Origin of the sequence: Devosia sp. LjRoot16, assembly GCF_964252795.1 — a bacterium.
Classification (GTDB): domain Bacteria; phylum Pseudomonadota; class Alphaproteobacteria; order Rhizobiales; family Devosiaceae; genus Devosia_A.
Genome location: NZ_CAXUPH020000005.1, coordinates 449,920 through 463,351, shown reverse-complemented (window position 1 = coordinate 463,351; position 13,432 = coordinate 449,920). Strand labels below are relative to the sequence as shown.

8 protein-coding genes are annotated in these 13,432 nt (G+C 65.2%); 6 read left to right on the top strand and 2 right to left on the bottom strand.

All coding sequences use genetic code 11. The features are described 5' to 3' along the window. Window positions 1-54: 54 nt before the first annotated feature. Both ACSQ23_RS23520 and ACSQ23_RS23515 read right to left on the bottom strand, forming a co-directional pair. Entirely contained in the window at window positions 55-300 is a 246-nt protein-coding gene (locus ACSQ23_RS23520; protein WP_055883038.1) for an aa3-type cytochrome c oxidase subunit IV, read from the bottom strand. A 187-nt stretch (window positions 301-487) separates the two neighbouring features. Next, on the bottom strand, window positions 488-2,305 hold the full coding sequence (locus ACSQ23_RS23515) for a M3 family oligoendopeptidase (protein ID WP_436092092.1): 1,818 nt from the start codon (window positions 2,303-2,305) through the stop codon (window positions 488-490). A 195-nt stretch (window positions 2,306-2,500) separates the two neighbouring features. Between ACSQ23_RS23515 and ACSQ23_RS23510 the strand changes: the two genes are divergently transcribed. The 6 genes from ACSQ23_RS23510 (at window position 2,501) to ACSQ23_RS23485 (ending at window position 13,390) form a co-directional block, all read left to right on the top strand. Further along, on the top strand, window positions 2,501-3,985 hold the full coding sequence (locus ACSQ23_RS23510) for a sigma-54-dependent transcriptional regulator (protein WP_436092091.1): 1,485 nt from the start codon (window positions 2,501-2,503) through the stop codon (window positions 3,983-3,985). 160 nt (window positions 3,986-4,145) lie between these two features. Continuing rightward, a complete protein-coding gene (locus tag ACSQ23_RS23505) occupies window positions 4,146-5,834 on the top strand; it encodes a L,D-transpeptidase family protein (RefSeq protein WP_436092090.1) in 1,689 nt (562 codons plus the stop codon). A 323-nt stretch (window positions 5,835-6,157) separates the two neighbouring features. After that, window positions 6,158-7,741: a DUF882 domain-containing protein gene (locus ACSQ23_RS23500; protein ID WP_436092089.1), complete on the top strand. Its 1,584-nt coding sequence runs from the start codon at window positions 6,158-6,160 to the stop codon at window positions 7,739-7,741. A 91-nt stretch (window positions 7,742-7,832) separates the two neighbouring features. After that, window positions 7,833-9,755 (top strand): 1-deoxy-D-xylulose-5-phosphate synthase, encoded by a 1,923-nt coding sequence (gene dxs / locus ACSQ23_RS23495; protein WP_436092088.1) that lies wholly within the window; start codon window positions 7,833-7,835, stop codon window positions 9,753-9,755. 167 nt (window positions 9,756-9,922) lie between these two features. Beyond that, window positions 9,923-11,416: an ATP-binding protein gene (locus ACSQ23_RS23490; RefSeq protein WP_055883024.1), complete on the top strand. Its 1,494-nt coding sequence runs from the start codon at window positions 9,923-9,925 to the stop codon at window positions 11,414-11,416. Between the two features lie 384 nt (window positions 11,417-11,800). Then, window positions 11,801-13,390, top strand: a complete 1,590-nt coding sequence (locus ACSQ23_RS23485; RefSeq protein WP_436092160.1) for a TIGR04028 family ABC transporter substrate-binding protein — start codon at window positions 11,801-11,803, stop codon at window positions 13,388-13,390. The last annotated feature ends 42 nt before the right edge of the window (window positions 13,391-13,432 follow it).

Here is a 13,432-nt window from a genome sequence, read left to right as displayed (position 1 = left end):
CTCCAGAGCGTCAGACGCCGACCGTGTCGGTCACCGGATAGAAAAATCCCGCCGTCAGCTGCGGCGGGATCCCATCACCATCACACCGATGATGAGCACTGGAATGGCCAGCAGCAGCAACGCCCCGATGATCGGCTGATGCGCCTCGATGAAGGCGTAGAGCGACAGCGCCACGAACACCATCGACACGATGCCCCACTTCACGAAGGTGATGAAGCCGGCATAGGTCGCCTCATGCTGAGCGTAGTCCATGGCGGGCGGCAGTTCGTGCGTAGCAGCGGCGGCGGGTTTCTTGGCCATCAGGTCCTCAGTCCATTGATCGTCTTCGGGACACCGACCCTCGGACCATCACGCCGCGATAGCACGCGAACGCCGAAGATCAGACCGCCCCACTCCGCCTCTCATACTTCGCGCGGCAGTGCCGCACAAGCGCAGCGCGGCGGTTCGCCACGCTGCACCAATTGCCAAGCCGCCCGTCGCAGCAGCCTCAGGCTGGCTGCGTTGCTTCCAGCTCGTTGATCAGCCGTTCGATCATCCCCAACCCCAGCGACCAGAAGCCCGGGTCGCGGGCGTCGAGCCCGAACGGCGCCAGCAGTTCGGAGTGGTGCTTCGAGCCGCCGGCCTTCAGCAGCTCGAAATAGCGCTCGGCGAACCCGTCGCTCGATTTCTCGTACTGCGCGTAGAGCGAGTTCACCAGGCAATCGCCGAAGGCATAGGCATAGACATAGAATGGCGAGTGGATGAAGTGCGGGATATAGGCCCAGAAGATGTCGTAGCCTTCATTGAGCTTGATCGCTGGCCCAAGGCTTTCGGCGCCGACATCGAGCCAGATCTGGTTGAGATCGACGGTGGTCAGCTCGCCCTGCTTGCGCCGGGTGTGGACCTCGCGCTCGAACGTGTAGAAGGCGATCTGCCGCACCACGGTGTTGAGCATGTCCTCAACCTTGCTCGACAGCATGGCGAAGCGCTGCGTCGGATCGGTGGTTTTGGCCAGCATCGAGCGGAAGGTCAGCATCTCGCCGAACACCGAGGCGGTTTCGGCCAGCGTCAGCGGCGTCGGCGCCATCAGCGCCCCCTGCGGGCCAGCCAGCACCTGGTGCACCCCATGCCCCAGCTCATGCGCCAACGTCATCACGTCGCGTGATTTGCCGAGGTAGTTGAGCATCAGGTAGGGGTGCGCCGAGGGCACGGTCGGGTGGGCGAAGGCGCCCGGGGACTTGCCGTCTTTGGTCGGGGCGTCGATCCAGCCCTTCTCGAAGAACGGCTCGGCGATCTCGGCCAGTTTCGGCGAGAAGGTGGCGTAAGCCTCCATCACCGTATCCCTCGCGGTCGGCCAGTCATAGATGCGGTCGTCGCTGGTCGGCAGCGGGGCGTTGCGGTCCCAGGCATTGAGCTGCGTCTTGCCGAACCACTTTGCCTTCATGGCGTAATAGCGGTGGCTGAGCCGCGGATAGGCGGCGCGCACCGCGGTCTGCAGCGCATCGACCACTTCGCGCTCCACCGAGTTCTCGAGGTGGCGGCTGTCGGCGATATCCTGGAAGCCGTGCCAGCGGTCGGCGATCTCCTTGTCCTTGGCGAGCACGTTGGTGATGTGGGTGAACAGCTTCTCGTTGCCGTGCAGCGTCTTCGACAGGCCGTTAAACGCCGCTTCGCGCTTCAGCTCATCCTTGTCGGAGAGGTAGTTGAGCGTCGATTCGAGGTTCAACTCCTCGCCGTCGACATTGAACTTGAGGGCGGCCATGGTCTCATCGAACAGCCGGTTCCAGGCGCCGGCGCCGGTCACCGATTTCTCGTGGAACAGCTCTTCGATCTTGTCCTCGAGCTGATAGGGCTTGGCCTTCCTCAGCTCAGTGAACCAGGGGCGATAGCGGCCGAGCTCGGGGTTGCCCTCGAGCGCCGCTTCCAGCACGGTTTCGTCGATGCGGTTGAGCTCAAGGCCGAAGAAGATCAGGCCGGTTGAGAGGTCGGTGAGCGCCTGGCTGAGATCGCCGAGGAACTTCACCTTGTCCGGGTCCTGGGTGTTCCGCACATATTGCAGGAACGCGTAGGAGCCGAGCTTGCCGCTGAGATCGCCCAGCGCTTCGTAACGCTTGATCGCATCGATGAGCTTGCCCGCCTTCGTCAGCCCCTCGAGCTTGCCCTTGTAGTCGGCCTCAAAGCTCTTGGCATCGGCCTGTGCCGCGGCGAGGTCCGCCTTCAGCTCGGGCGCGTCGTTGCTGGTGTAGAGATCGTCGAGGTTCCAGGTCGGCATATTGCCGAGCTGGTTGTGTCCCCGCTGGGCTGTGGCTTCCGGCGCGCGCGTCATTTCGATCTTTAGCAATTCATCACCTCAGTCTCAAAGCGGGCGCGACCTTATCCAGAGGGCCTGCGGATGGGAAGCCGAAGGCGGTTTGCTCAGGCTTAATCGCCTCTTAACCCACCCCACACATGCTGCTCCAAAACGGCACAGCGCGATTCGCACTGCGGGCGAAGCGTGCAACTACAAAGTCCTTGGAGGACCATGACGCGCGTTCTGATAGTCGATGACGACCTGGTGCAGCTGCGGCTAACCTCCGAGGTCGCCAACCGGGCCGGGTTCTCTGCCGTTACGGCCACCAGCGGCAGACAGGCCCTCGAACTGCTCCACGCCGATCCCGGCATCGGCGCCATGGTCCTCGATCTGGTGATGCCCGATCTCGATGGCATGGCGGTGATGGAAGCGATGCGCCGCGATGGCCTCGCGGTCCCGGTGATCGTCCAGACCGGCCACTCCTCGCTCGATACTGTCGTGACCGCCATGCGCCAGGGCGCCGCCGACTTCTTCGTCAAGCCGGTCGCCCCGGAGCGGCTGATCATGTCGCTCAGGAACGCGCTGAAGCTCGGCGAACTCGAGACCATGGTGCGCACCGATCGCAGCCGGCTCAGCGGCACCATGAGCCTCACCGATATCGTCACCCGCGCCCCGAGCATGGACCGGGTGCTGTCGCTTTGCACCAAGGCGGCCAAATCCACCATCCCGGTGCTGATCGAAGGCGAGACCGGCGTCGGCAAGGAGCTCATTGCCCGGGTGATCCAGGGCTCGGGTGATCGCGCCGGCAAACCCTTCGTCACCGTCAATTGCGGAGCGATCCCCGCCAACCTCATCGAATCGACGCTGTTCGGGCACCGGAAGGGCGCCTTCAGCGGCGCCGTCGCCGACCACCCCGGCAAGTTCCTCGAGGCGCATGGCGGCACCATCTTCCTCGATGAGGTCGGCGAGCTGCCGATGGAAACGCAGGTCAAGCTGCTGCGGGTGATCCAGGATGGCGAGATCGAACCGGCCGGCGCCGACAAGCCGGTGCGGGTCAATGTGCGGCTCATCTCGGCAACCAACCGGCGGCTGCTCAACCTGACCAAGGCCGGTGCTTTCCGTGAGGATCTCTACTACCGGCTCAATGTCTTCCCGCTCTACGTGCCGCCGCTGCGCGACCGGATGGAGGACCTGCCGGTGCTGGTGAACCACTTCGTCGCGCGTCTCGCTGCCGAAGCCGGCAAGCGCATCGTCGGGGTTTCCGAGCCGGCGCTCAAGCTGCTGCGCGACTATGACTGGCCGGGCAACGTCCGGCAGCTGGAGAATGCGGTCTACCGCGCCGTGGTGCTCAGCGACGCCGCCTATCTCGAAACCGCCGACTTCCCGCAGATCGTCGCCTTGAGCGCCGGCCGCGCCGAGGCGTTGCGGTTGACCTCGGCGGCGCCTGGCCCTTCAGGCCCGGTTCACATCGATGAGGCTATCGCCTCTCTACGCGAGGTTGTGGACAAGACAGCGGTCAGCGACCGCTTCATGGCCCAGAGTGGCGAAGTCGCCGCCCTCGCCGATGTCGAGCGCGAACTGATCGTGTTCGCGTTGCGCCACTATGGCTACCGCATGTCGCGAGTGGCGCGGGCGCTCGGCATCGGCAGGTCGACGCTCTATCGCAAGCTCCGCGAGTACGGCCTGGACGAGGGTTTGGAGAGCGACGCCGCCTAGGCTAGTTGCACCAAGTCCACAGACCGAACTCACAAAATCGCGAGGAATTGTCAGCGTTAAGATTTGTGGGCTAAGCAAAATGCATATCTGGGGCAAAAGTGCCGAATCCTCCCCGTCACGCCGCCCCTTGCCAGCCCTCGAGCCGGGCACGGAGTACTTAATGACTATGCTGAAGGCCTTGTTGTTGGCGGGCACGGTGGCGCTCGCATCGCCATTTGCGATCTTCACGCAAGCAGCCTCTGCCCAGGAAACCGTCACGGTCGCCGGCATCGAAACTACGCGCATCGTGATCGCGCCGCCCAAGACCGAGCTGGCGCGGATCATCAAGGCCGGCCTCTCCACCGCCTATGCCGCGGCCGAGAAGGGTACCCGGACCTATCAGCAGACCCAGAAGCTCTATTTCTTCTATGGCGCCCGCCACTTCGAGCCGCTGTGGCTGAGCAAGGCGGATGATGGTTCCATCGCCTTCTCGCCCAATGCGGAGAGGATCATCCAGGTCTTCAAGGACTCCGAGCTCGAAGGCTTCCGTCCGTCCGACTACCTGACCGCCGACCTCGACGTTGCCGCCGCCGGCACCGATCCGATGAAGCTCGCTGCGCTCGAGACCGCCTTCTCCACAGCGGCGATCCGCTACGCGCAGGATGCTTTCGGCGGCCGCATCTCGCCGCTCGACGTCAACAAGACCTGGACCATCGCGCCCAAGCGCATCAACGAAGCCGAAATGCTGGTGAAGCTCGCCGACAGCAGCGAGCCGGACAAGCTGCTCCTGGCGTTGTCGCCGACCCAGCCGGAGTTCCTCGGGCTGAAGGCGGCGCTGGCCAAGTTCTACGACGGCGCCGTGATGGATGCGGCGATCACCATTCCCGAGGGCAAGCTGCTCAAGCCCGGCATGCAGGACGAGCGCGTCACGCTGCTGCGCCAGCGCCTCGATGTGCCCGAGCCTGATATCCCGGAGACCGCCGGCGCCGCAGTGACCGTCGACATCAATTATGACGAGCCGCTGGTCGCAGCAGTGCAGGCCTTCCAGGAGAGCCTCGGCCTCAATGGCGACGGCGTCATCGGGCCGGCGACCATCGCTGCGCTGAATGGCGGCTCGGCCACCACCAAGGAAGATATCGTCGCCAACATGGAGCGCTGGCGCTGGGAGCCGAACGACTACGGCGACTTCCAGGTGACGGTGAACATCCCCGAATTCCGCCTCTGGATCATGAACAAGGACGAGGTCCACTACACCACCCGCGTGGTGGTGGGCACGCCCAAGAACCAGACCGCCGTGTTCAACGACGAGATCGAGCATATCGTCGTCAACCCGTACTGGAACGTGCCGTCCTCGATCGCCACCAACGAGATCAAGCCGCATCTGATCGCCAATCCGGGCTATCTCGCCAGCCAGAACATGGAAATGCTGTCGGGCGGCAAGGTGGTCAACGCCTCGGCCATCGACTGGACGCAGACCAACATCAACCGCTTCCACATCCGGCAGAAGCCGGGCGCCGGCAATGCGCTGGGGCGGGTGAAGTTCCTGTTCCCCAACCAGCACGACATCTACCTGCACGATACGCCGTCCAAGTCGCTGTTCTCGCGCTCGTTCCGCGCCTACAGCCACGGCTGCGTGCGCGTCGAGAACCCGATGGATTTCGCCGACGCGCTGTTGGCGCTCGAGCCCGAGATGAACGCCGGAACGCTGGAAGCGGCATTCGGCGACAAGGAGCGCTGGTTCAACCTCAAGACCAAGATCCCGGTTCACATCTCCTACTTCACCCTGCGCGTCGATGCCGACGGCACCATCCGCTCCTATGGCGACGTGTACGGCATGAACCAGCGGTTGAAAGAACTGCTGGCCGAATAGCAATCCGGACGTTTCGGGACTAGAAACGAGGGCCGGTGGCACGGGGCGCCGGCCCTTCTGCTATGATATCGTGGCAGGTAGGCCGGCCAAGCGTTTACGACTGCTTAGGAATTCGGCCTTGGTTCAGCCGGATTTTCTGCCTAGAAACCCGCATGGTAGCCGCCTCACTTGGGTTACCAGGCGTTAGCGTTAATGTATTCTCATCGAACTGGCGCTAGGCTCAGTCGTCTATTGGGTTGCAACGGGTCGTTCGGGGCGTGTCGGGAAAACTGTTGGGGATATGGCGGGCTCTACCGCGGCTGTTTTTTGCCGCGACGATGGCGTTGACCGTCGTTCTGCCGCCGAGCGTTGTGCCGGTGAGCGCTGCCAATGGCGGCGGCGACCGGACGCTGTACCTGCACCACACCCATACCGGCCAGACCGGCAGCTTCACCTTCAAGCGCAACGGCCAGTATGACCAGAAGGTCTTGCGCGAGCTCAACATTTTCCTCGCCGACTGGCGCACCAAAGAACCCACGAAGATGGACCCAGCCCTCTTCGACCTGCTTTGGGAAGTGTACCAGGAAGTCGGCGGCCGCCAGCCCTACAACATCGTTTCGTCCTACCGTTCGCCCAAGACCAACAAGATGCTGGCGTCCAGGTCGTCAGGCGTTGCCGACAACAGCCAGCACATGCGCGGCAAGGCGATGGACGTGTTCATCCCCGGGGTGAACCTCTCCAAGCTCCGTGAAACCGCAATGAAGCACCAGGTCGGCGGCGTCGGCTTCTACCCCACCTCGGGCAGCCCATTCGTCCACATGGATACCGGCAATGTGCGTGCCTGGCCGCGCATGACCCGCGCCCAGCTGAAAAAGGTCTTCCCTGACGGTAAGACCCTGCATCTGCCCACCGACGGCAAGCCGCTCTCCAACGAGGGCCGCGCCTACGCTCAGGCCCAGTGGTCCAAGTGCCGTACCGTCCCCTGCGATGGCGACGCCATCTTCGAGAGCGCCCCGGCGATCATGCTGGCCGACAATGCCGGCGAGGCCGCGCCGATCCCGGCGCTCCGTCCGCGTACCCTTGGCGGCGGCGCCACCATCATGCTGGCCTCGGCCGAAGAGCCGGCGCAGCGCGTCGTGCCGACCTTCGATGTGGTGGCGCCAGTGCCGGTGTTCCGCCGCTCCGAAGACGGCATTAACGTTGCCGCCCTGCCGCCCGGCATCGACACCAAGGCCTTCGAAGCCGTCGGCGCGCCGATCCCGGCAACCAAATCCGCCCGCATCCAGCTCGCCACCCGCGCGCCGCTCGGCGGCGAAAGCGGCCAGACAGCTGTCGCGGCGCTCGCCGCGATCGACCAGCCGTTGCCCAAGCCGCGCGTCCTGATGTCGCCCAAGGCCGACGAGATGGTCACCGCCTATGTCGCGACCAGCCCCGATCCGGGCGCCGAACAGGCGCTGAAGATGATCATCGAGCGCGAGAACGCCGTGGTGCCGGAACTGCCGACCCGCGATCAGCTGCTGAGTTCGGGTAATGTCCAGACCGCCTCGCTGGGCGGCCCCGAGACCTTCTCGACGCTGAAGGGCATGTTCGACATGACCTTCAACTCGCTGACCGGCAATGCGGCTTCTGAGCCGATGCAGCAGGCCCTTGCCGACCTGGCGCTGAGCCGTCAGCCGAACCAGTCGATCGAGCTCAGGCCCATGGATCTGGTGGCGCCCGAGATCGACCACGTCAACGACACCCTGGTGCAGCCGGTTCCGATGACCACCGCGTTCTGGGCCGAGATGACCGAAGCCGAGGGTTACCTCGAAAAGGGCACCGAACTCGGCCCGCTCACCGGCCGCGTCGCCTTCCTTCCCGACAACGCCGCAATTCCCGCCTATGACCGTTTCGTGACGGATGGTTTGCAGCTCGTCGCAGAACGCTAAAAGGCCGCGCCCGCTGGGCGTTGCAATGCCGAACCCAAGCCTCTAAGTCTCTCAATGAGAGACCGGCCCGTTCCGGCGAAGGATCGGTATTTTGGACACGTCGCAGACCCCGCTGCTCGATCGCGTATCGGCGCCAGCCGACCTGAAATCCTTGTCACGCGATGAGCTGCGCCAAGTCGCCGACGAGCTCCGCGCCGAAGTGATCGATGCCGTGTCGGTGACCGGCGGGCACCTCGGCGCCGGGCTCGGTGTGGTCGAGCTGACCGTCGCCATCCACGCCACCTTCGATACCCCCAACGACCGCCTGATCTGGGATGTCGGCCACCAGGCCTATCCGCACAAGGTGCTGACCGGCCGCCGCGACCGCATCCGCACGCTGCGCCAGAAAGACGGGCTCAGTGGCTTCACTCGCCGCGCTGAGAGCCAATACGACCCGTTCGGCGCCGGCCATTCCTCCACCTCGATTTCCGCCGGCCTCGGCATGGCCGTGGCCTCGGAGCTCAAGGGCGAGAAGCGCAACGTCATCGCGGTGATCGGTGATGGCGCCATGTCGGCCGGCATGGCCTATGAGGCGATGAACAATGCCGGCGCCATGGACGCCCGGCTGATCGTCATCCTCAACGATAACGACATGTCGATCGCCCCGCCGACCGGGGCGATGCGCTCCTACCTGGCGAAGCTGGTTTCCGGCCCGTTCTATCGTGGCTTCCGCGACACCGCCAAATCGATCACCGAGAAGATGCCCAAGCTCATCCACGAGACGGCACGCAAGACCGAGGAGTTTGCCCGTTCGTTCTTTACCGGCGGCACGCTGTTCGAGGAGCTCGGATTCTTCTATGTCGGCCCGATCGACGGGCATAACCTCAATGATCTGCTCGACGTGCTGCAGAACGTGCGCGACGCCGAATCCGGCCCGATCCTCATCCATGTGGTGACCAAGAAGGGCAAGGGTTACGGGCCGGCCGAGAACTCCGCCGACAAGTATCACGGCGTCAACAAGTTCAACGTCATCACCGGCGCGCAGACCAAGCCGCAGTCGAACGCCCCGTCCTATACCTCGGTGTTCGCGCAGAGCCTGATCGAGGAGGCCAAGGCCGACGACCGCGTCGTCGCCGTGACCGCCGCCATGCCCAACGGCACCGGCCTCGACAAGTTCGCCGAGCTGTTCCCCAGCCGCATCTTCGATGTCGGCATTGCCGAGCAGCACGCCGTGACCTTCGCCGCCGGCATGGCGACCGAGGGGCTGAAGCCGTTCTGCGCCATCTACTCAACCTTCCTGCAGCGCGCCTATGACCAGGTGATCCATGACGTGGCGGTGCAGGGCCTGCCGGTCCGCTTCGCCATCGATCGCGCCGGCTATGTCGGCGCCGACGGCCCGACCCATGCCGGCAACTATGACGCCGCCTATCTCGGCGCCATCCCCGGCATGGTGGTGATGGCCGCCGGTGACGAAGCCGAACTCCGCCACATGGTGGCGACCGCCGCCGCCTATGACGAGGGCCCGATTGCCTTCCGCTACCCGCGTGGTGATGGGCTGGGCGTCGAACTGCCGCCGCGCGGCACGGTGCTCGAGATCGGCAAGGGCCGGATCCTCCGCGAAGGCAAGTCGGTGGCGCTGGTCAATTTCGGCACCCGGCTCGGCGAAGTGATCGCCGCGGGCGAAAAGCTCATGGCCTATGGGCTGAACCCGACCATTGCCGACATGCGCTTCCTGAAGCCCCTCGACGAGACCCTGCTCGCCCGGCTGGCCAAGGCGCATGAGGTGCTGATCACCATCGAGGAAGGCGGCATCGGCGGCTTCGGTAGCCACGTCGCGACCTTCCTCGCCAGCCACGGCATGCTCGACGGCAAGCTGAAATTCCGCCCGCTGATGATCCCCGACGTCTTCACCGAACAGGCCGGGGTCAACGATATGTACGCCGCAGCCGGGCTCGACCGCGCCGGCATCGTCGCGACGACGCTCACCACGCTGGGCATCGATACGGCCGCCGTGCCGCGGACGACGAAGGCCTGACATCCGCGCTGCTGCCGGCAGTCGGCGACCCTCCCCCGCAGGCGGGAGAGGGTACGCCGACTGCAAGGGCCGGCTCACCTCATCAAGCGTCCAGTCTGCCTCCACCGCCCGGTGATAAGCTGCGTTGCGGACCAACCCTACCCCCAAGAATCAGCTAACCACATCCCATGCAGGTCGCGATCGACATGGGTGTGGCGCAGGGTGGCGCCGAGGCTAAGCTCGATCTCGAGGAACTGTTGGCCACGCGCCTCCTGGTGCAGGGCAATTCCGGCTCCGGCAAATCCCACCTGCTGCGTCGCCTGCTCGAGCAGAGCGCCCCCTGGGTGCAGCAATGCATCGTCGACCCCGAGGGCGACTTCGTCACCCTCGCCGACAAATACGGGCACCTGGTGGTCGACGCCTCGCGTTCGGAGAGCGAACTCACCACCATCGCTGCCCGCGTCCGCCAGCACCGCGTATCGGTGGTGCTGAGCCTCGAGGGGCTGGATGTCGAGCAGCAGATGCGCTGCGCCGCCGCTTTCCTCGGTGGCCTGTTCGATGCCGATCGCGATTACTGGTACCCGATGCTGGTGGTGGTCGATGAAGCACAGCTCTTCGCTCCGGCCATTGCCGGCGAAGTCTCCGACGAAGCGCGGAAGCTGTCGCTCGGCGCCATGACCAACCTGATGTGCCGTGGCCGCAAGCGCGGCCTTGCCGGGGTGATCGCCACGCAGCGGCTGGCCAAGCTCGCCAAGAACGTCGCCGCCGAAGCGTCGAACTTCCTGATGGGCCGCACCTTCCTCGATATCGACATGGCCCGAGCCGCCGATCTGCTCGGCATGGAACGGCGGCAGGCCGAAATGTTCCGCGACCTGAACCGCGGCCATTTCATTGCGCTAGGGCCCGCCATGTCGCGCCGCCCGCTGCCCATGGTGATCGGTGCGGTGGAAACCTCGGCCCGTTCGTCGAGCCCCAAGCTGATGCCGATGCCGGATGCCTCGATCGACGCCCGGGACCTGATCTTCGCACCGGTTCCGGAAGCCGTGCGCCCGGTGCGCCGACCGCCACCGCCGCCACCGCCCTCGACCAACGATCTCCTCGCCCAGCTGGTGCGCACCCAGGTGCCGCAGCAGCCGCGTGCCGACGAGCCCCCGGTCGACATCGCCGAGCGCGACCGCGCCATCGACGACGTGGTCCGCGAACTGCTCGAGGATCGCGACGCGGCCTATCGCTCGGTCGCCGTGCTCTATCAGGATTTCCTCGTCCGCTGCCGCATCCGGCGCGTCCCCGGCGAGGCGCTGGCGCTGCCGGCCTTCCGAAGGAAGCTTGCCGTGGTGCGAGCCGGCGTGGCCGAGGAGACGGCGCAGTCCGAGACCTGGCAGACCGCGCTGTCGCTCTCCACCCAGCTCGCCGACGATGTGCAGGGCGTGTTCCTGGTACTGGCGCGGGCTGCGCTAGAGGGGCTGCCCTGCCCTTCCGATGCCGCGCTGGCCCGTGCCTACGGCACTCATTCCACCGGCCGCGCCCGACGCCTCCTCGCCTATTTCGAGGAACGCGGCCTATTGGTGGTGCGGATGGACCTGCGCAACCAGCGCATCGTCGCCTTCCCTGATCTCGGCACCGAAACCGCCCCGGGCAGCCCCGATGCGCCCGACTACGACGATCGGGCCGCCGCCGAGTAGTGCTTCACTGGTGTGTTGAACGGCAGTTGCGGTGCGGGCTGCCCCCCACCCCTGTCCCCTCCCCCTAAGAAAGGGGAGGGAGACGCCAACCTCGATGCTGGTGTTTTGGTCTCCCTCCCCATGTTTAGGGGGAGGGGACAGGGGTGGGGGTCAGCCCGCACCGGCGTTAGTAGGCCTTTTCTCCGCCCAGGCGTAACCGTGTGATTCAAATCTCACCGGCTTTCGCCTATTTAGTCTATCATTCCCATAGGGATTATTGAGTGAACCGCCGATCGGGCTACGATCTGGGCACCTTCCGGGCAGGCACCGGAACGCCAGTTTCGCACCCGAAAGGATCGCATCGTGACATCAATCAAGCGCCGCACGCTCGGAGCGCTCGCCGCTCTGCTGCTCGCCGGCACCATCGTCGGCCCCAGCTTTGGCCAGGATACCCCGGTTCAGGGCGGCACCCTGATCTACCTCGAGCAGCAGGCCCACACGAACCTCTATCCCCCGGCGGGCGGCTTCTACCCCAACGGCGGTGTGCTCAACCAGATCACCGACAAGCTGACCTACCAGAACCCGCAGACGCTCGAGATCGAGCCGTGGCTGGCCGAGTCGTGGCAGGTCAACGACACCGCCACCGAGTACACTTTCAAGCTCCGCCCCGGCATCACCTTCTCGGACGGCACGCCGCTCGATGCCAAGACCGTGGCGCTGAACTACGACACCTTCGGCCTCGGCAATAAGGACCTGAAGTACCCGGTCTCGGAAGTCATCAACAACTACGACCACGCCGAGGTCATCGACGACCTGACCATCAAGTTCCACTTCAACAAGCCCTCACCGGGCTTCCTGCAGGGCACCGCGGTGATCGGCTCGGGCATCGTTGCCGCCTCGACGCTGGCCCTGCCCTATGACGAACTCGGCGACGCCACCAAGATCATCGGCACCGGCCCCTTCGTGGTCGAGAGCGAGACGCTCGGCAAAGAGCTCAACCTCAAGGTGCGCGAGGACTACAACTGGGGCCCGGTGAAGTTCACCCACCAGGGCCGCGCCTATCTCGACGGCATCAAGTACATCATCACCCCCGAGGACAGCGTGCGCATCGGCGCGTTGCTCGCCGGCCAGGCCGACGCGATCCGCCAGATCCAGGCCTATGACGAGCCGCAGGTGATCGACGCCGGTTTCCCGATCTACGCGCCGGGCACCCGCGGCCTCAACAACGCCATCAGCTTCCGTCCAGACAATCCGCTGGTCGCCGACCTGAAGGTCCGCCAGGCCCTGCTCTACGCCACCAACCGCAAGGAGATCGTCGACACCCTGTTCTCGGCGAACTACCCGCTCGCGACTTCGGTGCTCTCCTCGCAGGCCGCCGGCTATGTCGATCTCTCCGACAAGCTCGTCTACGACCAGGACAAGGCCAAGGCGCTGTTCGCCGAGGCCGGCTGGACCCCGGGCGCCGATGGCACCCTCGAAAAGGATGGCCAGAAGCTCGACCTGACGGTCTATGTTTCGCTGCCCCAGCCGCAGAACGAAGGCGTGCTGCAGCTCCTCGCCCAGCAGTGGGCCCAGGTCGGCGTCAAGCTCAACGTGCTCGCCGGCGACGCCGGCAGCCGTACCCTCGACCTGCTCGATCCGCTGAAGACCCCGGTGAACGTCACCATGGTCGGCCGCGCCGATCCGGACGTGATCAAGTCGGCCTACTACCCGAAGAACCGCGACTGGCTGCTGCAGAAGGGCGGCTCGTCCGACAAGACCAACTTCGTCGACGACAAGCTGAACGCACTGCTCGAAGGCCTTGCCGCCGAGACCGATCGCGAGAAGCGCCTGGCCATCGCCGGCGACATTCAGCGTCACGTGCTCGATGAGGCCTACACCATCCCGTTCTTCGAGGAGCCGCAGGCTTTCGCCACCGCGCCCTACGTGAACGGGCTGGAGTTCGAGGCGGTTGGCCGCCCGAGCTTCTACAACACCTGGGTCGCTGCCCACTGACCTGATCCCGGCCCGGGCGCCGAGCCCCGGGCCTCTTCTCTC